The organism is Streptococcus danieliae (assembly GCF_013415245.1).
Classification (GTDB): domain Bacteria; phylum Bacillota; class Bacilli; order Lactobacillales; family Streptococcaceae; genus Streptococcus; species Streptococcus danieliae_A.
In genome coordinates, this window is the sequence record NZ_JACBXX010000146.1 from 1 (window position 1) to 23,021 (window position 23,021).

Sequence of the window (23,021 nt, forward strand, 5' to 3'; positions counted from 1 at the left end):
TGATTTCAATAGAAATCACGACTTTTTGTGGGATTTATTTTTGGAGTAGTTGAAAAACCTTTCATGAGCCAGTCTACTTGTTCAGATGTCAAAGTGAGAATTTTCTTTTCTCCATCAGGCCAAGTTAACTTACCATTTTCAAACCGTTTATAGAGAAGCCAGAATCCTTGACCATCCCAATAAAGAGCTTTAAAGCGATCTTTTTGGCTTCCACAAAAGAGGAAGACTTGGCCTGAAAATGGATCTAGTTGGAATTGAGTTTTAATCAGGTAAGCAAGTGAGTCAATTCCTTGTCTCATATCTGTTTTCCCACAGACTAGATGAACAAGGCCTAGGTCTAGTAAATTGATTGGCATCTGTTTCCTCCGATTTTTTATCTTTTTATTAGTATATCGGATAATAGGGATTCAAGATAGATACCTCGTTATTGGACGCTTACGGTAAACCGTAAGTGAACAAGGTATCTTCCGATAAAGTAGAAATCTAGCTATACTAGTCTCGGAAAACAGGAGTAGAGTAGATTGGTTTAGTGGATGCGAATTTGTTTAGGACGATAAATCTTTGTGACCTCGGTCAGGTCTATTTGATAGCTGGGAAAACAGATATGAGACAGGGAATTGATTCCCTAGCCTATATCATTAACCTGGATTATTCATACATATTATAAAAACCAGCTAGAATCGTTGAGATACCAAGGATTCTAGCTGGTTTCTTTTTTCACCCATTGGGTGAGACGTTTTACTGGACAAAAAAGGCTTCCCCTTTATGATATAAGTGCAAAAACAACCACAAGAAAGGAAACCTATATGTTCAGTCTATCAAAATAATTCTTCAAAATACAATGCTCTTTCAAACTTATCTTTTAATGGAGGAAATCTGACAAATTGTGGTGGTATGGTTCTCTTCAAAAAACTTTTTCAAGCTTTGAATCTCGAAGAACGAATTGCCAAGTACCTAGTTACAGATGATAAACGTCGGTATTATCGGTATTCAGATGTCGATATCCGTATGCAGTTTTTGTTTCAAATCTTAGTTGGCTTTGATACTGAATATGTGTGTAAAGAATTGAGGGAAGATGCATATTTTCCGCAAATTCTAGAATCTCAACAGGTAGCTTCTCAGCCAACCCTATCTCGCTTTTTCTCTCGTGTTAATACAGAAACTGTTAGAGCTTTGGGACAGATTAATATTGAATTAGTTCAGACTTTTTTACAGACTCAAAACACAAAGCAACTTATTGTCGATGTTGATTCAGCCCATTTTACTACTCATGGAAACCAAGAAGGTTCAAAGGGTGTGTCAAGAATTTTGTGTAAACTCCAAAGCAGAGTTTGAAAGTGTGTATTAATCGGACAAGGAATTGTAAGGATTTCCTTTTTGAGCCTAGTTGGATAACAAGAGAAATAGGGATTGGTGTCAAGGCTTTAAGCGAAGCGTGCCTTTACACCATATCCAATTTCTCTTAAACTAAATGAGGCTCAAAAGGGAAACTGCTCTTAGTAACTATTCATAAAACGATTCTAAGGTGTCACAACAGGCACTGAAACCTCTGTGTGAGCGGTCTTCATTTTTCAAATTGTACTCTTCAAAATAGGCGACTAGACAACGTTCTAAAGATGCTTCATTTGGAAAAACAACTCGCTTCTTGGTTTGTCTTTTAATCTGCTTATTCATGGATTCAATCAAATTCGTGGAATAGATACTGGATCGAATGCTAGGAGGAAAATCATAAAAGGTTAAGAGATTGTCTATATCAGCTATTTTCTGAATCAGTTTCGGATACTGTTTACCCCATTTTTCCATGAAGATTGTTAGAATTTCTTGTGCCTGAGAGCGATTCTCGCACTTATGAAGCATCTTAAAATCCTCTAAGATATCTTTTCGATCGACTAGTTTTACTCGGTTTACGATGTTTCTGGAGATATGCACTAAACATCGCTGTTGCTTAGCCAGTGGGAAATTTTGATAAATAATTTGATCTAATCCTTTGAAACCATCTGTCACAAATAAGGATACCTGTTTCACACCGTTAGCCTTTATTTTTTCCAGCAAATCAGACCAGGCTGTATTGTTCTCATTTGGTGAGATTTCATATCCAAGGATTTCTTTATAACCTTGATGTGTAATTCCAAGGGCAATATGGATACACTCTTTGCTTACAGAAGTCCGACGCAATGGGAGATAAGTGCCATCCAAATAGACAATGGAATAGCGTTCCTGTAGTTTTCATTCATGGAATGCAGTAACGTTTTCTTGAGTCAACTGGGTGATGTTTGAAACCGTAGCTGGTGAGTAATGATGGCCAAACATTTGCTCGATTAAATTTGCGATTTCTCTTGTTGTTACACCTGTTTGATAAAGCTTAATAATCATTTTTTCCAGCTCATCATCTCTTCTTGAATAAGAAGGAATGGTTTTAGGGACAAATTCGCCATTACGATCTCTTGGAATAATGAGGTTTAAAGTTCCGTATTTGGTTTCAAACTTACGTGTGTAAGAACCGTTGCGACTATTTCCTGAGTTGTAGCCACTAACATCATAGGGTTCATATCCTAGAACAGAGGTCAACTCTGCCTGTAGCAGCTCATTTAGGGCTTGTTCCATAGAAGCACGGAAAAACTCATTAATGTCTGAATGATTAGCTAGAAATGTGGTTAAATCTGTGATAAACTGGGTCATGGGAATAAATCTTTCTAGTAGTATTTTTTGTCTAACTCTACTATAGCAGGATTTATTCCTTTTTTGCGTTTACACAAGATATTGTACACTCTCGTTTTATCTCTCCAAAGATTTATGATTTAATTGAAGATAGTGGTGAAAACTACTTAATTAAGCTCAAGAGGAATAGAGTTCTTAGTCGTTCAGGAGATTTAGGCATACCTTGTTCTGAAGATGAAAATTTGACTATTTTACACCATGATGCTTATTCTGAAAAGACTTATCAGGCAAACTCCTGGAGACACGAGTGTCGTATTTGTCAGTTTTTCTATAGAAAGGAAGGAGAGGTGCCCTTAAGAGAAAAACGAATGAACTTATTTATATATGTATAATACTTGTGAAAAAAGAGAACAATTGAAAAGAACAATGATGTATCTGTTCTTTCCGATTGTTTTGGAATGTTTAATCTTGTTAGTCTAGACTATGAATAATATGGGTTGATTTTTGAAGAGTATAAAACATTGGATGATGTCATTGATCGGTTTCAAGAGGTCATTCAAAATCTATCAGCTAGTCAATTACAATCTATTGTCCGTAGAGAATGGACGTCTGCTATTTTTGAAATCCAATGAATATGACTTAAAAACAGGAGAATCGAACCAGGCAAAAAACCCCACTGTCAGCGTAAGTTTGAAGCTGACAGTGGGGTTAGATTTTTTTAGAATTCGCGATAGACATAGGGGTTAGCAGGTTCTTCAACGCGATCCCAGTTGGTGAGTTCTAAGGTTGGTAGGCTTTGGTTGAGGTCCTTGTGGAAGTGGATGGCGATTTTGCCCTTGGCTGTGACCCAGGTGTTGTCGGGGTAGGACTGGTCTTGGCCGGTGGTTAAGAGGCCGTAAACGCCAGAGTCTGCGATGCAGTGGATGATGCCGAAGCGAAAGAGGAATTGTTGTTGGCTTTGTTTGGGGTCGTTGTAGACGAAGCCGGTCATTTGGACTTCCTTGCCCAGGAACTGGTCGGGGTAATCGTAGAGGGCTTCCATAAATTCCATGTAGTTTTGGGTCGTTACCTGGATGGTGTCTTCTTTCAGGTATTTGGCTGCGACTGCCTGCATTTCGGTATCATAGGCTTTTTTGGTGAAATAGGAGCTGGTGTCGGGTTTGAGGTACTGGCTGCTGGTTCCTTCATCGGCCTGGATTTCTGCGGATGCCCCAGCCGCGAGGGGGAATTGGTAGCCCTTAGCCGAGACAGTCGTGGAATCTAGGCTGACGGTGGGAAAGAGAAAGCCGACTAAAAGTGGGAGTGCCAGGACGAGGTAGGCTACTGGCTGACTGGTCTTGCCCTTTTCTTTTTCTTCCAAGATCAACAAGCGCAATTGAATCAGGGCTAGGAGGAAGGTTAGGGCCATGGAGAGGTAGGCCAGGTAGGAGTAGTGGAGGTTGATGTAATGGTCGAGTTTACCGCTCCAGGTCAGGTAGAGGCTGAGTTCAAAGTAGCCGGCTAGGATTAAAAAGCGAATCATAGGAAAACCTCCAAACTAGCTGCAAACAGGAATACAAGGGCGACGGTGATGAGGATAAAATTGCGGATAAAGGATTTTTTGAAAACACGGGTCATCATGAGCAGGTTCTTAATGTCCAGGACGGGTCCGATGACTAAAAAGGCCATCACGGGAGCCATGCCGAAGGTGCCCAAGAGAGAGGAGCCGATAAAGGCGTCTGCCTCACTACAGAGAGAAAGCAGAAAGCTCAGGAGCATCAAGATGAGAATGGCGACCAAGGGGTTGCTGGAAATGCTGGTGAGGATGCGGGTTGGGACATAGACCTGCACACAGCTGGCGAAGAGGGCGCCTAAAATGAGGTAGCGGCCAGAATCGAAAAATTCATCAATGGCGTGGACCCAGGATTGGAAAAGGCGGCCTTGTTTAGGATCGGTGTGCTTGTGGCCGTGTAGGGGGAGGTTTTTATGGCTGACCAAGATATCCTCGGTCCAGACAAAGCCTAGAAGCAGGCCGAGGGCTTGGGCCAGGATGAGGGAACCAAGGGCCCGTGTCAGGGCGAAGAGCCAGGAATTGCCAAAGGCCGAAAAGGTCGCAAACAAAACGATGGGATTAATGACCGGAGCGGTCACTAGAAAAGGGATGGCGGTATAGGTTGGGACCTTCTTTTTGAGGAAGCGATGAATGATGGGGACAATCCCACATTCACAGGAGGGGAAAATCAAGCCCGCAAAGGAGCCGATGAGAATATTCAAAAGACGATTTTTAGGGAGGGCCGCAACAACTTTTTCTGGAGTGAGGTAGACTTCAATAAAGCCCGAGATAATGCTGCCTAGGAGCACAAAGGGGAGGGCTTCAATAACAATGGATAGAAAAATCGCGGACATCTGTAGAAAACTCGCAGGTAGTTCAGAAAACATAGGAGCTCCTTTCTGTTTGTTTACCATTATATCAAAAGCAGGGGGCTTCAGAGATCGACCGATTTTTGACAGAGTCAGAGGCAGGGCTTTGGTGTATAATAGGGAAATGGCACTCTTGCTATTTTGCTTCAGAGGCTGTTAGCTTCGACTTGCTGCCTTGTTTGAATGTAAATTAGTCTGAGTCATAATTGCAGAATGAAAAAAGGAGGAAATCATGCGTCTACGTGGATTTGAATTGGTGACAGCCTATACCGATTCCCAGCTTTTGCCCAAACGGGAAACAGCTCATGCAGCGGGCTATGATTTAAAGGTTGCGGAAGCGATGGTGATTGGGCCAGGTGAAATTCGTTTGGTCCCGACTGGAGTCAAGGCCTACATGCAGGCCAACGAAGTTTTATACCTCTATGACCGTTCTTCCAACCCGCGCAAGAAGGGCTTGGTATTGATCAACTCCGTCGGCGTGATTGATGGTGATTATTACGGCAATGAAGCCAATGAAGGACACATTTTTGCGCAAATGCAGAACATCACGGATCAACCGGTTGCCTTAGAAGTTGGTGAGCGGATTGTACAGGCGGTTTTTGCGCCCTTCCTCTTGGCGGATAATGATCAAGCCGGTGGTCAACGTCAAGGTGGTTTTGGCTCAACGGGTCGCTAGGAGGAGCGATGGCTAAGAAGAAATCAACCTTTATTTGCCAAAATTGTGACTACCATTCTCCTAAATATATGGGCCGTTGTCCCAACTGTGGTGCTTGGTCTTCTTTTGTGGAAGAAATTGAACAAGCTGAGGTCAAACATGCGCGTGTGAGTCTGACCGGTGAAAAGGCGAAGCCCATGAAACTCAATCAGGTAACGTCTGTCGATGTCTCGCGGACTCGGACTGGCCTAGAAGAATTCAACCGTGTCCTCGGTGGTGGTGTGGTTCCTGGTAGTCTGGTCTTGATTGGAGGAGACCCAGGAATCGGCAAGTCGACCCTGCTTTTGCAGGTATCGACCCAACTATCCCGATTGGGAACCGTTCTCTATGTGAGTGGGGAGGAGTCGGCCGAGCAGATCAAGTTGCGGGCGGAACGTCTGGGGGATCCGGATTCGGATTTCTACTTGTATGCGGAGACCAACATGGACAGTATTCGGACAGAAGTCGAACGCTTGAAACCGGATTTTCTGATTATCGACTCCATCCAAACGATTTTGTCTCCGGAGATTTCCAGTGTGCAGGGGTCAGTGAGTCAGGTGCGGGAAGTAACCAATCAGCTCATGCAGCTGGCCAAGACCAATAAAATCGCGACCTTTATTGTAGGCCACATGACCAAGGAGGGGACTCTGGCGGGCCCCCGGACCTTGGAGCATATGGTGGACACGGTTCTCTATTTTGAGGGGGAGCGCCAGCACACCTTTCGGATTTTGCGGGCTGTCAAAAATCGCTTTGGCTCGACCAATGAAATTGGTATTTTTGAGATGCAGGCTGAAGGTTTGGTGGAGGTGCAGAATCCGAGTCAGGTCTTTTTGGAAGAACGTTTGGATGGGGCAACTGGCTCCTCGATTGTGGTGACCATGGAGGGGACTCGGCCGATCTTGGCAGAGGTTCAGGCCTTGGTGACCCCAACCATGTTTGGTAATGCCAAGCGGACAACAACGGGCCTGGATTTTAACCGGGCCAGCTTGATTATGGCCGTTTTGGAGAAACGGGCCGGTTTGCTCTTGCAGAATCAGGATGCCTACCTTAAATCTGCCGGTGGGGTCAAATTGGATGAGCCGGCGATTGATTTGGCTGTTGCAGTTGCGATTGCTTCTTCCTATAAAGATTTGCCGACCCGGCCTGATGAAGCCTTTATTGGTGAGATTGGTCTGACAGGTGAGATTCGCCGGGTAAACCGTGTGGAGCAACGGATCCAGGAAGCGGCCAAGTTAGGTTTTAAACGGATTTATGTGCCACAGAACTCCATCCAAGGGGTTAAATTACCCCAGGGGATTGAGGTTATCGGAGTTACCCGGATTGGGGAAGTCCTACAGAAGGTGTTTGGATGAAGTATGATGTGATTTTATTGGTCGCAGGTTCTGGCCGCCGGATGGGGGCTGCTTGCAACAAAGTTTTTTTGGAGCTAGAAGGCCAGGCTATTTTCACCTATAGTCTTGAGGTTTTTCAAGCCGATCCTGATTGTGGACGGATTGTTTTGGTCGGCCGACCCGAAGAGCAGGTTGCTTTTGCAGATTATTTGTCGCAGCAGGTTGTTTTTGTAGCTGGTGGGGCGGAACGCCAGGATTCGGTGCGGCTGGGCTTGGCTCAGGTTGAGGCTGACTGGGTTATGGTTCATGATGGAGCCCGTCCCTTCATTAGTCTGGAGCAACTGCAGGGACTTAAGACGCAGCCCAATTCCATCTTAGCTGTGCCGGTGATAGATACCATCAAGGAGGTGGGGTCTGAGTTTATCCAGCGGACGCTTCCCCGGGAGGCCTTGATGGTGGCTCAGACGCCTCAGTTTTTTGAGCGTCGTTTGCTGGCTGAGGTCCATGAGCAGGCCTTGCAGGCGGGTTATTTGGGGACCGATGATGCCAGTCTGGTGGAGGTCTTTAGTGAGGTTCAGGTGGGTCTGGTTCCAGGTTCTTCTTGGAATCTGAAGCTGACAAGGCCGGAAGACCTGGTTTTGGGCCAGGCAATTAGGAAGGAAGTGTTTTAATGATCCGAATTGGCCAGGGTTACGATGTTCATGAGTTGGTTCCAGGCCGTCCCTTGATTGTGGGTGGTGTGAACTTGCCCTTTGACCGTGGGCTCAAGGGGCATTCGGATGCGGATGTACTCCTCCATGCGATCACCGATGCGCTGATCGGAGCACTCGGACGTGGGGATATCGGTCATGCCTTTCCTGACAGCAATCCCGAATTGACAGCCATTGCTTCTACAAAAATTTTAGCAGCTATTTATGAAGAAATGAGAAAAGCGGGTTACCGTGTGGGCAATCTGGATGCGACCATTTTGGCCGAACGGCCCAAAATGGCGCCGCATCTGCCTGAGATGAAAAAAAGGATTGCAGCCCTACTCCACATGGAGGTCAAGGATGTGAATCTCAAGGCGACAACGACCGAAAAACTCGGCTTTGTGGGTCGTGAGGAAGGGATGGCAGCTCAGGCGGTTGTCTTGTTGGTGAAGGAGTAAGAAGTGGATAGTGATCGAAATTATGTAGAAGAAAATTTGCTGAACTTTGTCGAGGCAGGGGATCCGGAGCGGATCTATGTCTATGAACTGGCGGCAGATTTGGGAGGCTATGCGGCCAATCATCAGTTACGGTTTCTGGTTTTGGAGGAGCAGGCGACCAATCTGCTTCTATCTCAGGAGCCTGTGGATCAGTTGCAGGTGCGCCGGCAGTGGGTTCTGGAACCAGGGATTCTGGGCGACTGGGAGATTGACCCAGACCTATTTTTGAATCCTTAGACTTATGGTATAATTTCAAAAAAGATGAATGAGGAAAGAATTGTGACAAACAAGATTCGAGTGCGTTATGCACCAAGTCCGACAGGGCTTTTGCATATTGGGAATGCGCGGACAGCGCTCTTTAACTATCTCTTTGCGCGCCACCATGGTGGTGACTTTGTGATCCGAATTGAAGACACTGATCGCAAGCGTCATGTGGAAGACGGGGAACGTTCCCAGTTGGAAAACTTGGCCTGGTTAGGGATGGACTGGGATGAGAGTCCAGTAAATCCAGGAGCATTTGGCCCTTATCGCCAATCAGAGCGTTTGGAGATTTACCAATCTTACATTGATCAATTGCTTGAGGCTGGCTTGGCCTATAAATCTTATGTGACCGAAGAGGAACTAGCAGCCCAACGGGAGCGCCAGGAAGCAGCTGGGGAACCTCCTCGCTACATTAATGAGTTCCTGGGCATGTCTGATGCTGAAAAAGCTGCCTACATTGCTGAACGGGAAGCAGCTGGTATTGAACCTACAGTCCGATTGGCTGTCAAGGAAGATCAGATTTACAAATGGTCTGATCTAGTTAAGGGTGAGATTGAATTTGAAGGTGGCAACATTGGTGGTGACTGGGTTATCCAGAAACGCGATGGCTATCCAACCTACAACTTTGCGGTGGTTATTGATGACCACTTGATGGAGATTTCTCACGTTATCCGTGGGGATGACCATATTGCCAACACTCCGAAACAATTGATGGTTTATGAGGCTCTAGGTTGGGAAGCACCGCTCTTTGGTCACATGACTCTGATCATTAATAGCGAAACCGGGAAAAAACTATCTAAGCGGGACACTAATACCCTCCAGTTTATTGAAGATTACCGGAAAAAAGGTTATTTACCAGAGGCTGTTTTCAACTTTATCGCCTTGTTGGGTTGGAATCCAGGTGGAGAAGAGGAAATCTTTAGCCAGGCTGAGTTAATCCAATTATTTGATGAAGCGCGTCTTAGCAAGTCTCCAGCAGCTTTTGATCAGAAGAAACTGGATTGGATGAGTAATGAATACTTCAAGAAGGCTGACTTGGAAACCCTTTTGGACTTGACCCAACCCTTCTTGGAGGCGGCAGGTCGTTGGACCGATAAGGCGGCAGATATGGTTGCCCTTTATCAACCGCAATTGACAGCTGCAGAGGATATTGTGCCCCTAACTGATTTGTTCTTTGCAGACTTCCCAAGTTTGAGCGAAGAGGCTGCGGCAGTTCTTGCCGGTGAGACAGTGCCGGTGGTCCTATCAGCCTTCCGTCAAAAATTGGCGGATTTATCTGAGGAGACTTTCCAGGTGGAGAATATTTCACCGCTAATTAAGGAAGTTCAAAAGGAAACGGGTGTGAAAGGTAAAAATCTCTTTATGCCGATTCGGGTGGCAGTATCGGGTGAGATGCACGGACCTGATTTGCCGAATACAATTTTCCTTCTTGGAAAAGAAAAGGCTCTTGCGCATTTGGATGCAGCCTTGAACCAACATTAACAAAAAAAGAAACCAGCTGAAACGTCTGGTTTCTTTTTTTGTGGACAGAGTGTCTATTTGAAATCGCTTTTTTTGCAGTATTTCGACTTGCTAAAATAAACATTTCCTACCTGTTTCTATGTGAAGTGAGAACCTTGTTATATAGGCGATTTTAATGAAAAAATCACAAGTGAGAATGCACCTTATCACTTTACATGACTGCTATAAAATGTTATCATAGTAAGGCCTATAGTGTAGGATTGCGATTATTTCATACACAACGGGTTAATAACAAAAAAGGAGAAGAAAGGACGAAATGAAGAAACACTTATTTGATCGTTCGGTTCAAAGGTTTTCCATCCGGAAGTATTCCTTTGGAGCTGCATCCGTCCTGCTAGGAACCTTGCTCTTTGCTGGGCAGAGTGTTCAAGCAGAGGAAGCTGCGGCCTCTGAATCTAGCGAAAGCAATACGTCAGCTTCAGCTGGTTCATCTTCGGATGCAACACCAGAAGCTGCTTCAGACGCATCTACTTACAATGCAGAACCTGCTGTACTAGCAAGTGAAGCACCTGTAGCAGCGCCTGCAAGTTCTGAAACGTCTACCGCGTCATCTGAGGCCGCTACTTCAAATTCATCTGCAACTGTAGAAGATAACACTGCTACAGTAACAGCAGCGACGAATGTTGAAGAAGAGAAGACGGAAGAGAAGGTTGAGGAAAGCAAGGAGGTTGAAGTAGCGAAACCAGCTACACCTGCTCGAACTAGTGCTTTCCGCGCAGCAACAGCTCCAGAAGCCGCAACTGTTGTTACAAATTGGGATCAATTTGTTTCAGCCCTATCTAACGCTAGTGTTACAGATATCAAGGTACAAGGACAAATTTTTGCTCCGGATACTGTGAATGGTATTACCAATGGTAATGGCTCATCTGAAGCAGCCAATGCGAAAACAAAATCTGTAGATCGGACTTTGTCTCTGGCTATTGCTAACCGCGCTCTTAATATCTATGGTGATGGTGCCAATAGCGGAATTGACTTCCGATCTTATTCCATTAAACCAACTGCAGGTGCTGTTGGAGACATTCTTTTCAGCAACTTGAGTATCTATAGTGCCAATTCAAAAGGACCTATTGATCTCAGCCAAGTTAGTGCTTCAAAGGTTACATTTGAAGATGTTAAGAGTGAAGGGGTTATGTTTGGTGGCGGTCAAAATACGACAGTTGTCATCAAAGGAAATACAACCTCCAACTTGGCAGATAGCTATACATCATTAGCTGGTGGAACACAATATGTTCAGATGAACGTACCACACAATGGTTTGTACGCTGAAGGTGAATCGAATGAGGACAAAAAACAACCACGTGGAGCGAAACAAGCTACTCGACGTGCAGCGAATATTCATTCTGCTAAGAATGTTATTGTTGAGTCTGATGCTACCTTTACATTGAACCGCGCTTCTGAAGGTGATGGAATTAGTCTTCCAAGTAATTCAGTGGTTGAGGTGAAAGATAAAGGGTCGATGACGATTAATATGAATACGTCATCTGACACTTCCAACCCAGCTCGTTACCACAATGCAGCTATCTTTATGCCACAAAATGGTACTGTGAAGACTGGTAAAGAGTCTAAACTGGCGATTAATTCATCAATCGGTCAGGCTATCTCTATTGGTGTTCGTCGCCCAGGAGATACGGTGACAGATGCGAATCGTTTTGGTGGGTATGGTATCCGTAATACAACGAAAATTACAGGATCTTCAGCAACAATTTCGATTGGAGAAGAGGCTACTGCCACCTTTACAGGTCGTGATAGTATCATTACTGGTCACAACGCTACCTTCACATCAGGTGAGAAATCTAAAGTAGATTTCAAAAACAAGGGTCGTGGGGTTGCGATGGACCTAGGAGATAATTCTCACATTCTCTTTGGGAAACATTCGAATAACGTCTTTGAATCTGATGGTAAAGCTCCTTATAATGGAAATGGAGCGGCTTCTGGTAGTTATGACGGTTATAACTATATTGGGGTTAATGAGCAAGGGACGATTACAGTTGATGATCATGCACGCTTTATTGTTGTTGCGAAAAACCGTAATGGAAGCCAGAAGATCGGAAATGAATATGACGATTTGATTTCCCTTGATTCTCAGAAGGGAACAGCTACAAAACCATTGTTTGTTGCAAATCAAGGTTCGATTACAGATATCCGAGATGACAACAATAACTTCTATGCTGAGTTGATTTCTGTGCCATTAGGAGCAACTAAGAATGTTGTCTTCCGTATTGATACACCACTTTACTTCAGTTTGCAGCGTTACTCAACGCCTGAAGGTCAACAAGTTGGAGATCCTAACGGAAAATTACCGAATTCTACACCGCAAGGATTTAACCCTCCTCCAGCTGGAACCCCTAACTTGGTTTATGGTAATACCAAGGGAACCAAGATGGAGTTTGTTATCGATAACAGCTTAGGGATTGATAGCTACACGGTTTATGCACGTAATGAGGGGACTCATCGTGCTCCATTGCAAAAAGATACGTCTAAACAGAACTCTGTTTGGGCTAATATTAAGCAAGGTGATGTTGCGCTTGATGGATTCGGTGGACCAATTACAGTTTCTGGAAGTGATCCATCTATTCGATTGGCAAACTCTCCGGGAGGGATTTTACCAGTTGAGCCAAATACCAGTAAAGACCGAAGCTATGACATTGACGTAGCTACACAAAACTCACACAGTGTTTGGGTTCCAAACGGGACGAAAATTAACCCACTTGCAAAACATACAAATACTGTTGAGTACTATGTGAAGCAAGCAGATGGTTCTCTTGTCCCATTAAGTCAATTTGTTGCAGGCGAAAAAGATTCTGTAACAGAACGTTCTGATTGGGAACGTAAGATGGATATCGTCCTTGACGTTGAAGCAATGAAGCAAAGATTTGCGAATACGGTCATCGATAGCGGAAATACCTTCTTGAAAGAGTATGCGAAAATTCCATATTCTCCAAAAGCAGATACAGGTTGGACTTTAACTGCAAATAGTGAGACTAAGAATACTTACTCTACTCTCAATAAGAGCTTATCTGGTTACGTGGCTACAATCACAGAATCAAATGTACCAAATCTTCAGAGTCTTGTTGGTCAAAGGGGCCAAGGTGAGAGTGTACATGCGGTATTGGATGCTTCTAATATTACCGACACAATCTTAACAGATAGTAATGGTAAGAAGGTTGTTAGCGATTCTTACTGGAAAGACTTTAACGATACAGGATTCCCAGAGAATTACCTTACAAAAGTTGTATTTGAGTTGACTGACACGGCGAAAGTTGTTTATCGGAATACAGCAAATCCAGCTAACCCAGTTGTTCTCTCTGATTCTGGATCTTTAGATGGAGCTGCAGGTGAGTCTGTTCCTTATACAGCGGATCAAGTACGTGCCAAATTGGAAGAGTACAAGAAAGCTGGATATGAGTTGGTAACAGATGGCTATACTGGCTATACTTACAATGAAGCAACAAAATCATTTGAACGTACAGGGACAACGGTTCCAACATTTGATGGTGTAGATGGTGAGCAAGTCTTTAATGTTGACTTGAAACCTCGTGTTGTTCCAATTACACCTGAGAAACCAGTTGATCCAAGCAAACCAGTTGATCCGACGGATCCAACATCACCAAACTATCCAAATCCAGATAATCCAGAAGCCCTCAAATTGACTGAGGATGTGAAGCGTACTGTTCGTTATGTAGATCAAAACGGTAACGTTGTTTCACCAGAAGTTGTTGATAATCTTGGATTTAAACGTGAAGGTACAATTAACCTTGTAACAGGAGAAACAACGCTCGGTGATTGGACACCAACTACTGGAGATAACTTCGAGAATAAGAAATCACCAGTTGTGAAAGGCTTTGTTCTTGTGGATCCAAATCAAGTAGATGCAGGTTCTCATGAGAGCGTGAAGGCGACTGATCCAGACTATGTCGACACAGTAACCTATAAACCAATTTCACGTTATGTTCCAGAATTCCCTGAAGGATCTACACCAACGAACCCATGGACAGAAGTTCCATACGTGAATGATCCAACGGATCCAAGTAAGATTGTTCCACCAACTGATGAAACACAACGAATTCCGTACATCGAGGGAATGGTGCCAACCAATCCAGCAGATGGTTCTCCGTTACAACCAGTTGATCAGAATGATCCAACTAAGGGTTATATTCCTCCAGCGCCAACGGATTCTGGAGTAGAGACGAAGATTCCTTACAAGTCTGTTGCAGATCAAGCACAGGTTATCTATCGTGTTGTATCAGCAGATGGTAAGACAGTTGTAAATCCAGAAGTTGCAACTTCTGGCTTATTGGATGGTACAGCAGGAGCTGAGATCACGTACTCAACAACAGCAGCCTTGAAAGATTTGTATCTCAAAGGTTACAAACTTTCAGAGAACTCAACTGTTGAAGGAAATAAATACCGTTCTGGTTTGACTTTTGATGGTCAAAATGGTGTGGATACTTACTACGTTGATGTAACTCCGATTATTGTTCCGGTTACTCCAACAACTCCGGTTACTCCAGATCAACCAGTTGATCCAAATAAAGTTCCGGAACTTCCTAAGAATCCAGATCCAACAGATCCAAGTACACCAAACTATCCACAAGATCCAGATCCGAATAAACCGAAAGATCCGAATAAACCATCACTCTCTAATCCAGAGGTTTTAAACTTAACAGAAGATGTTAAGCGGACGGTTAAATACGTTGATGAATCCGGTAAAGAGCTTTCTCCAGATGTAGTCAACACACTCGGCTTTACGCGTACGGGAACTGTAAACTTGGCGACAGGTGAAACAACTCTTAATGATTGGGTAGCTACAGATGGCACTGACTTCAAAGATGCTACTTCTCCTGTAATTCCAGGCTATATCTTGAAAGATCCAAGCCAGAAGGAAGCTGGAGCTCATACTGGTGTTCAAGCAACAGATGAGGACCTTGAAGATCGCGTTGTCTATGTACCAGTTTCTAAGTACGTACCATCCTTCCCAGGTGTTCCAGAAGAGGACAAACCGAACAATCCATGGAATGAGGTTCCATACAAGGAAGATCCAACGGATCCAACTAAATTGGTACCACCAACAGATCCAACTCAGGTAATTCCATATATTCCTGAATTTGAACCTACAATTCCACTTCAACCAGTTGATCCAAATGATCCAACTAAGGGTTATATTCCTCCATCACCAGAAGATCCAACAAAAGTAACAGAAATTCCATTTGTACGTATTGATGCGGCTGTGGTTGTCTACAATTATGTGGATCAAGATGGTAAGACTCTTATTAAGGAACTTGAACGTTCAACTGAGTTTAAAGGCAAGAAGGGTGATGTCATTGGTACAGATGGTGTGGCTTACACAACTGCTGAAACAATCGCTAAGTACAAGAAACTCGGATACGAGCTTGTCAATGATGGTTTCCCAGCTGGAGCAACATTCGATGGTACTAAGGGTACAGATACCTACTATGTAAGCTTCAAAGCGAAATTGGCTCCAGTTACACCTGATAAACCAGTTGATCCAAATAACCCAGTTGATCCAAATGATCCGGATTCACCAAATTATCCTGATCCAACGGACCCAGATTCGAAAGATCCAAGCAAGATGTTGAAAGATGTTACTCGTGTCATCCAATATCTCGAGCAAGGTACAGAAACTGTCCTTAGTGGAGAAGTATCTGATAAAGTAAGCTTCCGTCGTGAAGGTGTTGTTAACCTTGTAACTGGTGAAGTTGTTTGGAACCAAGAAGGCTGGCAACCAGCTACTGCTGAGTTTACCAACCGGACTTCTCCAGCAATTCCAGGATATCATTTGGTAGATGCATCACAATTCGAATACGGAGCTCACGCTGGTATTACCAATGCTAGTGAGAATATTGTTGATAAAGTCTACTATGCTAAGAACCCTGATCCAGATAAGATTGCCGTTCAACTTGTTTACCGTGAGGTAAAAGAAGATGGAACAACCGTTGTAAAACAATTGGAAGCTTCCGATCAAATGACTGGTAATCAAGGTGATGATGTTCCTTATACTCAAGATCAAGTCAATGAGATTGTGGCGAAATACCATGCTCAAGGTTACAAACTTGTGAAAAATGGATATCCAACTGGTGCTAAGTTTGATGGTGAGCCAGGCTCTGCGACAAATTACTTCGTTGATTTGACACCAATCATCATTCCAATCACTCCGGAAAATCCAGTTGATCCAACTAAACCAGTTGATCCGAAAACACCTGGTTACCCAGATCCAGAAGATCCAAATCCACCAGTTTATCCAACTCCTGATAAGGAAGAGGCTCTTAAACTGACAGAAGAGGTTAAACGGACAATCCGTTATGTGGACCAAGACGGTAAAGTGGTTGCTGCAGAAGTTGTTGACAGCCTAAACTTCCGTCGCGAAGGTACCATCAACCTCGTGACTGGTGAAACAACACTTGGAGAATGGACAGCTGTTTCTGGTAATGGTTTCAATGATAAGACTTCACCAGTTGTAACTGGTTATGTTCTTGTGAATCAAGAGCAGAAGGAAGCCGGAGCTCATACAGGGGTTCAAGCAACAGATGAAGATTACCTCGACGTTGTTGCTTACAAACCAATTTCTAAGTATGTTCCTAAATTCCCAGATGGTTCAACACCAACTGATCCATGGACAGAGGTTCCATATGTAAATGACCCTACTGATCCAAGCAAGATTGTTCCACCAACAGATGAAACTCAACGGATTCCGTATGTTGAAGGATTTGTACCAACAGATCCAACTGATGGAAGTCCATTGCAACCAGTGGATCCAAATGATCCAAGCAAGGGTTACATCCCACCAGCACCAACAAATCCAGGTGTTGAAACAACAATCCCTTATGTTGAAGTTGATAAGCCAGTTGATCCAGATGCGAAAGATGATCAAGCACAGGTTATCTACCGTGTTGTCTCTGCAGATGGAACATCAATCGTTAATGAACAGATTGCAACATCTGGTATCCTTAACGGTAAAGAAGGAGCTCGGATTACTTACTCTACAGCAGCAACCTTGAAAGACTTGTACCTCAAAGGTTATACTCTTTCAAGCAATTCAACTGTTGCAGGTGAAAAATACCGTGCAGGCTTGACCTTCGACGGTAAAGATGGTGTTGATACTTACTATGTAGATGTAACAGCGATTGTAGTCCCTGTTACACCGGAAAAACCAGTTGAACCAAACAAACCGGTTGATCCAGAAACACCAGAATTGCCTAAGAACCCAGATCCAACAGATCCAACTACACCAAACTATCCAGATCCAGATAAGACAGACATCTTGAAACTGGAAGAAGAAGTTCTTCGTACTGTTCGTTACTACATCCGTGGTAAAGATGGACAATTGACTGAAATGACTGCTGAACAAGCAGCAATGAAGTCAGATACTCTCCGCTTCCGTCGTGAGGGAACCATCAACCTTGCAACAGGTGAAACAGTTCTTCAAAATTGGGTAGCGCTTGATGGTTCTGCCTTTGGTGCTTACACATCTCCATCTGTTCCAGGTTATGTCTTGGAAAATGCATCTCAACTTCAAGCAGGTGCTCATAACGGAATCTCTGCTGACTCTGCGGATATCCACGATCAAGTTATCTACGTACCAGTTGGTAACTATGTTCCGAAATTCCCAGATGGTTCAACGCCAACTGATCCATGGTCAGAAGTACCGTATGTAGCAGATCCAAGCAAACCAACGGACATTGTTCCACCTACTGATCCAAAACAACCTGCAATTCCATATGTTCCAGGTATGACTCCAGTAGATCCAGAAACAAATGAGCCGTTGAAACCAGTGAATCCTGATAATCCAGGACAAGGTTACATCCCACCAGTTCCAACTTCTCCAACTACGGATACGGAAATTCCATACGTGAAGAACCCAACTCCAGAAGTGAAAGAAGATCAAGCACGCGTTATCTACCGTGTTGTTGATGAATCAGGTGCTGTTGTTAACCCATCTCTTCGTGATTCAGGACTCATCGTTGGTCGTGAAGGTGAGGAAATCAAGTACTCAACTGCTCCAACCTTGAAAGAGCTATACCTTGAAGGTTACACGCTTGTCAAAGATGGCTTTACAGCTGGTGCTAAATACGATGGTCAAGATGGCGTTGATCTCTACTATGTAGATGTCAAAGCAATCGTAATTCCAGTGACTCCAGAAAAACCAGTTGAACCAAGCAAACCGGTTGATCCAGAGACACCAGAATTGCCTAAGAACCCAGATCCAACAGATCCAACTACACCAAACTACCCAGATCCTGAAAAACCTAAGGATCCAAATGTAGAGCCAAGCACAGATATCTTCAAGCTAGAAGAAGAAGTTGTTCGTACCGTTGGTTACTATGTCCGCGGTAAAGACGGACAATTGACAGAAATGCCAGCAAATCTTGCGGCTATGAAGTCAGACACACTTCGTTTCCGTCGTGAAGGAACAATCAACTTGGCAACTGGTGCAACTACCCTTAAGAACTGGGTAGCTGTCGATGGTTCTGCCTTCGGTGCCTACACATCACCTTCTATCCCAGGATACGTCTTGGAAAACGCGTCTCAACTTCAAGCAGGTGCCCACAACGGAATCACTGCTGACTCTGCGGATATTCATGATCAAGTTGTCTACGTACCAGTTGGTAACTATGTTCCAGAATTCCCTCCAGGCGTAACTCCAGAGAAACCATGGACAGATGTACCATATGTAACGGATCCAAGTAAACCAACGGATATTGTTCCACCTACTGATCCAAAACAACCTGCAATTCCACATATTCCAGGTTTGACCCCAGTAGATCCAGGAACGAAAGAACCATTGAAACCAGTTGATCCACAAGATCCAACTAAGGGTTACATCCCACCAGTTCCAACAACACCTACCGATGATACTAAGATTCCATACATCAAGAATGTTGTGGAAGATAAGGCTCAAATTATCTACCGTCTTGTAGATGAAGCTGGTAAGGTTGTCAATGCAGAATTGGCGAAATCTGATGTAATCAATGGTGAAGAAGGTCAAGAAATTCAGTACTCAACAGCAGCTACCTTGAAAGAGCTTTACCTCAAAGGTTACACTCTTGTGAAAGATGGCTTTGTACCAGGTACTAAGTTTGACGGACAAGAAGGAATCGATACCTTCTACGTTGATCTGAAAGCAATTGTAATTCCAGTAACTCCAGAAAAACCAGTTGAACCAAATAAACCGGTTGATCCAGCGACACCAGAATTACCTAAGAACCCAGATCCAACAGATCCAACAACTCCAAACTATCCAACCCCAACAGACCCAGCGATCGAAACGTTAACAGAAAATGTGAAACGTACGGTTCGCTATGTGGATGAATCTGGTAAGGTTATTGCAGAGGAAGTTGTTGATACTCTAGAATTTACACGTACAGGAACGATTAACCTAGCTACCGGCGAAATCACTCTAGGTGAGTGGACTCCAGCTACCGGCGATAGCTTTGACAATAAGAAATCACCAGTAGTTCCAGGTTACATCTTGAAAGATCCTAGCCAAGTAGAGGCAGGAGCTCATACAGGTGTGAAAGCAACTGATGGCGACTATGTTGATTCAGTTGTTTATGTACCAGTTGGTAACTATGTTCCAGAATTCCCTCCAGGTGTAACTCCAGAGAAACCATGGACAGACGTTCCGTATGTAACAGATCCATCGAACCCAGGAAACATTGTTCCACCTACTGATCCAAAACAACCTGCTATTCCATATGTACCAGGTTTGACCCCAGTAGATCCAGGAACAAAAGAACCATTGAAACCAGTTGATCCACAAGATCCAACTAAGGGTTACATCCCACCAGTTCCAACAACACCTACCGATGATACTAAGATTCCATACATCAAGAATGTTGTGGAAGATAAGGCTCAAATTATCTACCGTCTTGTAGATGAAGCTGGTAAGGTTGTCAATGCAGAATTGGCGAAATCTGATGTAATCAATGGTGAAGAAGGTCAAGAAATTCAGTACTCAACAGCAGCTACCTTGAAAGAGCTTTACCTCAAAGGTTACACTCTTGTGAAAGATGGCTTTGTACCAGGTACTAAGTTTGACGGACAAGAAGGAATCGATACCTTCTACGTTGATCTGAAAGCAATTGTAATTCCAGTAACTCCAGAAAAACCAGTTGAACCAAATAAACCGGTTGATCCAGCGACACCAGAATTACCTAAGAACCCAGATCCAACAGATCCAACAACTCCAAACTATCCAACCCCAACAGACCCAGCGATCGAAACGTTAACAGAAAATGTGAAACGTACGGTTCGCTATGTGGATGAATCTGGTAAGGTTATTGCAGAGGAAGTTGTTGATACTCTAGAATTTACACGTACAGGAACGATTAACCTAGCTACCGGCGAAATCACTCTAGGTGAGTGGACTCCAGCTACCGGTGATAGCTTTGACAGTAAGAAATCACCAGTAGTTCCAGGTTACATCTTGAAAGATCCTAGCCAAGTAGAGGCAGGAGCTCATACAGGTGTGAAAGCAACTGATGGCGACTATGTTGATTCAGTTGTTTATGTACCAGTTGGTAACTATGTTCCAGAATTCCCTCCAGGTGTAACTCCAGAGAAACCATGGACAGACGTTCCGTATGTAACAGATCCATCGAACCCAGGAAACATTGTTCCACCTACTGATCCAAAACAACCTGCAATTCCACATATTCCAGGTTTGACCCCAGTAGATCCAGGGACAAAAGAACCATTGAAACCAGTTGATCCACAAGATCCAACTAAGGGTTACATCCCACCGGTTCCAACAACACCTACAGATAATACGAAGATTCCATATGTACGCAATATGTCATCTGCACAATTTGTTTACCGTGTTGTCGGTCAAGATGGAACGACTGTTGTTCGTGAACTTGAGAAATCTCCTGTTCTTGAAGGAGCAATTGATGATCCAATCAATTACTCAACAGCAGATACTATCGCTAAATACAAACGCCTTGGTTATGTTCTTGTGAAAGATGGCTTTGTACCAGGTGGTCGCTTCACTCAAGATGGCGCTGTTTACCACGTTGACTTGAAAGAATTGATCATTCCTGTTACACCAGAAAAACCACAAGAACCAAACAAACCAACAGATCCAACAGATCCAAATTCACCAGTTTACCCACCAATTGAAAATAAAGACATTGTGAAGTTGACTGAGGAAGTGAAACGTGACGTGAAATACTATGTTCGCGATACAAATGGAAACTTTACGAAGATTCCAGAAATGGAAATCCCAACTAAGGAAGACACCCTCCGCTTCCGTCGTGAAGGAACTGTTAATCTTGTAACAGGCGAAAATACTCTCGGTGAGTGGGTTGCTCTTGATGGAACATCCTTCAATGCCTATGTATCACCAGTTTATAAGGGTCATATCCTTGTAAATGCGGCAGATGCTATGAAGGGTGCTCACACAGGTATCACAGCAACTTCAGCAGACATTCATGATGAAGTTGTCTATGCGAAACTTGCAAATTATATCCCTGAATTCCCAGCGGATATGCCAGAGAAACCATGGACAGAGGTACCATATACCAACGATCCAACAGATCCAGGTAAGATTGTTCCTCCTGAAAATCCAGCTCAACCAAACATTCCTTATGTACCAGGATTTGAACCTCAAATTCCGTTGAAACCAGTTGATCCACAAGATCCAACTAAGGGTTATATCCCTCCAGTTCCGGCGGATCCAACTAAGCCAACCGTTGTTCCATTTGCACGCATTGACAAAGCACAAATTGTCTACCGTGAAGTGAAACAAGATGGCACTACAGTTGTCCGTGAACTTGAAAGCTCAGCGGTTATGGAAGGTACTCAATCACAAGTAATCAACTACTCAACAGCTGACACTATTGTTAAGTATGTGAAACGTGGTTACGAACTTGTGAGAGATGGTTTCGTTTCAGGAACACACTTCGACGGTAAAGATGGAGTAGACATCTACTACGTAGACTTTAAAGCGAAGGTTATCCCTGTAACGCCAGAAAAACCAGTAGATCCTAACAAGCCAGTTGACCCAACTGATCCAAATACACCAAACTATCCAAATCCAGATAAGGATGACATCCTCAAGTTGACTAAGGAAGTTAGCCGTGAGGTTCGTTACTATGTTCGTGCAGAAGATGGAAGCTTGAAAGAGGTTCCAGCATCTGAAGCACCAATGCATCGTGATGTACTCCGCTTCCGTCGTGAGGGAACCATCAATTTGGTGACTGGTGAAACAACTCTTGGTGATTGGGTAGCACAAGATGGTACAGCATTCGGAAACTACAAAACTCCAGTCTATAAAGGTCATGTCCTTGTAGATCCTTCTCAAGTGGAAGTCGGAGCTCATACAGGTATTACAGCTGATTCAGCAGATATCCTTGATAAAGTTATGTATGTTCCAATTGCAAGCTATGTTCCAGAGTTCCCTCCAGGAGTAACTCCAGAGAATCCATGGACAGAGCTACCATATACGAACGATCCAAATGATCCAAGTAAACTCGTTCCGCCAACGGATCCAAGTCAACCAGCTATTCCACATGTTCCAGGCTTGGTACCAGTTGATCCAGATACTCGTGAGCCATTGAAACCAGTTGATCCAAATGATCCAACTAAAGGTTACATTCCACCAGTACCAAAAGATCCAACTAAACCAACTGCAATTCCTTATGTTGAGGTTCCAAAACCTGAGCCTAAGCCAGAGCCTAAACCTCAACCAAAACCTGCACCTCAACCAGAACCTGTAGCACCAGCTCAACCTGAGGCACCAGCGCCAGCACTTCCTGAAACTGGTACTGAAGATGCTGCTGGAGCAACAGCTCTAGGTATCCTAGGTCTCCTAGCAGGATTTGGAATTATCGGACGTCGTCGTAAAGACGAAGAATAGTTGACAGGTACGTACTAGATAAGAGTATTTACAGTATGAGTAAAAGTGGGAAATTTCCCTAGTCTGTTTAAATGATTTCCCCTCCCTCTCCTATTT

At 43.9% G+C, this 23,021-nt stretch carries 11 protein-coding genes and 2 pseudogenes; 9 read left to right on the forward strand and 4 right to left on the reverse strand.

Annotated features, from left to right (window positions below; genetic code table 11):
• Nucleotides 1–5 precede the first annotated feature (5 nt).
• On the reverse strand, nucleotides 6–356 hold the full coding sequence (gene tnpB / locus HZY94_RS07040) for an IS66 family insertion sequence element accessory protein TnpB (RefSeq protein ID WP_179924505.1): 351 nt from the start codon (nucleotides 354–356) through the stop codon (nucleotides 6–8).
• A gap of 418 nt (nucleotides 357–774) precedes the next feature.
• Here tnpB and HZY94_RS07045 point away from each other — a divergent pair, with 418 nt between their 5' ends.
• Nucleotides 775–1,335 carry a transposase gene (locus HZY94_RS07045; protein ID WP_179925597.1) on the forward strand — a complete coding sequence of 187 codons (561 nt, stop codon included), beginning with the start codon at nucleotides 775–777 and terminating at the stop codon, nucleotides 1,333–1,335.
• Between the two features lie 168 nt (nucleotides 1,336–1,503).
• Here HZY94_RS07045 and HZY94_RS07050 read toward each other — a convergent pair.
• A pseudogene (locus tag HZY94_RS07050) lies at nucleotides 1,504–2,679 on the reverse strand (IS256 family transposase).
• An 89-nt stretch (nucleotides 2,680–2,768) separates the two neighbouring features.
• Here HZY94_RS07050 and HZY94_RS07055 point away from each other — a divergent pair.
• Nucleotides 2,769–3,008 (forward strand): annotated as a pseudogene (locus tag HZY94_RS07055) (IS1380 family transposase); the annotation flags it as partial.
• Between the two features lie 368 nt (nucleotides 3,009–3,376).
• Here the strand turns inward: HZY94_RS07055 and HZY94_RS07060 are convergent.
• Nucleotides 3,377–4,180, reverse strand: coding sequence for a TIGR03943 family putative permease subunit (locus HZY94_RS07060; RefSeq protein WP_179925598.1), 804 nt, complete (start codon nucleotides 4,178–4,180; stop codon nucleotides 3,377–3,379).
• Nucleotides 4,177–5,076, reverse strand: a complete 900-nt coding sequence (locus tag HZY94_RS07065; protein WP_179925599.1) for a permease — start codon at nucleotides 5,074–5,076, stop codon at nucleotides 4,177–4,179. Before HZY94_RS07065 ends, HZY94_RS07060 begins: the two co-directional genes overlap by 4 nt.
• 214 nt (nucleotides 5,077–5,290) lie before the next feature.
• Here HZY94_RS07065 and HZY94_RS07070 point away from each other — a divergent pair, with 214 nt between their 5' ends.
• The 7 genes from HZY94_RS07070 (at nucleotide 5,291) to HZY94_RS10680 (ending at nucleotide 22,925) form a co-directional block, all read left to right on the forward strand.
• Nucleotides 5,291–5,734 carry a dUTP diphosphatase gene (locus HZY94_RS07070; RefSeq protein WP_179925600.1) on the forward strand — a complete coding sequence of 148 codons (444 nt, stop codon included), beginning with the start codon at nucleotides 5,291–5,293 and terminating at the stop codon, nucleotides 5,732–5,734.
• A gap of 8 nt (nucleotides 5,735–5,742) precedes the next feature.
• Nucleotides 5,743–7,104, forward strand: coding sequence for a DNA repair protein RadA (gene radA / locus HZY94_RS07075; protein ID WP_179925601.1), 1,362 nt, complete (start codon nucleotides 5,743–5,745; stop codon nucleotides 7,102–7,104).
• A complete protein-coding gene (gene ispD, locus HZY94_RS07080) occupies nucleotides 7,101–7,754 on the forward strand; it encodes a 2-C-methyl-D-erythritol 4-phosphate cytidylyltransferase (RefSeq protein ID WP_179925602.1) in 654 nt (217 codons plus the stop codon). The genes radA and ispD overlap by 4 nt, the downstream gene beginning before the upstream one ends.
• Nucleotides 7,754–8,230: a 2-C-methyl-D-erythritol 2,4-cyclodiphosphate synthase gene (ispF, locus tag HZY94_RS07085; RefSeq protein WP_179925603.1), complete on the forward strand. Its 477-nt coding sequence runs from the start codon at nucleotides 7,754–7,756 to the stop codon at nucleotides 8,228–8,230. Before ispD ends, ispF begins: the two co-directional genes overlap by 1 nt.
• A gap of 3 nt (nucleotides 8,231–8,233) precedes the next feature.
• Nucleotides 8,234–8,506, forward strand: coding sequence for a hypothetical protein (locus tag HZY94_RS07090; protein WP_179925604.1), 273 nt, complete (start codon nucleotides 8,234–8,236; stop codon nucleotides 8,504–8,506).
• A gap of 42 nt (nucleotides 8,507–8,548) precedes the next feature.
• The gene (gene gltX, locus HZY94_RS07095; RefSeq protein WP_179925605.1) at nucleotides 8,549–10,012 is read left to right on the forward strand and encodes a glutamate--tRNA ligase; all 1,464 of its coding nucleotides are present in this window, start codon (nucleotides 8,549–8,551) and stop codon (nucleotides 10,010–10,012) included.
• 295 nt (nucleotides 10,013–10,307) lie between these two features.
• The gene (locus HZY94_RS10680) at nucleotides 10,308–22,925 is read left to right on the forward strand and encodes a mucin-binding protein (protein WP_179925606.1); all 12,618 of its coding nucleotides are present in this window, start codon (nucleotides 10,308–10,310) and stop codon (nucleotides 22,923–22,925) included.
• The last annotated feature ends 96 nt before the right edge of the window (nucleotides 22,926–23,021 follow it).

What these genes read in the sequence shown, in the direction of transcription:
- tnpB (WP_179924505.1), bottom strand. Translation starts at nt 356, where the DNA reads ATGCCAATCAATTTACTAGACCTAGGCCTTGTTCATCTAGTCTGTGGG.
- HZY94_RS07060 (WP_179925598.1), bottom strand. Translation starts at nt 4,180, where the DNA reads ATGATTCGCTTTTTAATCCTAGCCGGCTACTTTGAACTCAGCCTCTAC.
- HZY94_RS07065 (WP_179925599.1), bottom strand. Translation starts at nt 5,076, where the DNA reads ATGTTTTCTGAACTACCTGCGAGTTTTCTACAGATGTCCGCGATTTTT.
- HZY94_RS07070 (WP_179925600.1), top strand. Translation starts at nt 5,291, where the DNA reads ATGCGTCTACGTGGATTTGAATTGGTGACAGCCTATACCGATTCCCAG.
- radA (WP_179925601.1), top strand. Translation starts at nt 5,743, where the DNA reads ATGGCTAAGAAGAAATCAACCTTTATTTGCCAAAATTGTGACTACCAT.
- ispD (WP_179925602.1), top strand. Translation starts at nt 7,101, where the DNA reads ATGAAGTATGATGTGATTTTATTGGTCGCAGGTTCTGGCCGCCGGATG.
- ispF (WP_179925603.1), top strand. Translation starts at nt 7,754, where the DNA reads ATGATCCGAATTGGCCAGGGTTACGATGTTCATGAGTTGGTTCCAGGC.
- HZY94_RS10680 (WP_179925606.1), top strand. Translation starts at nt 10,308, where the DNA reads ATGAAGAAACACTTATTTGATCGTTCGGTTCAAAGGTTTTCCATCCGG.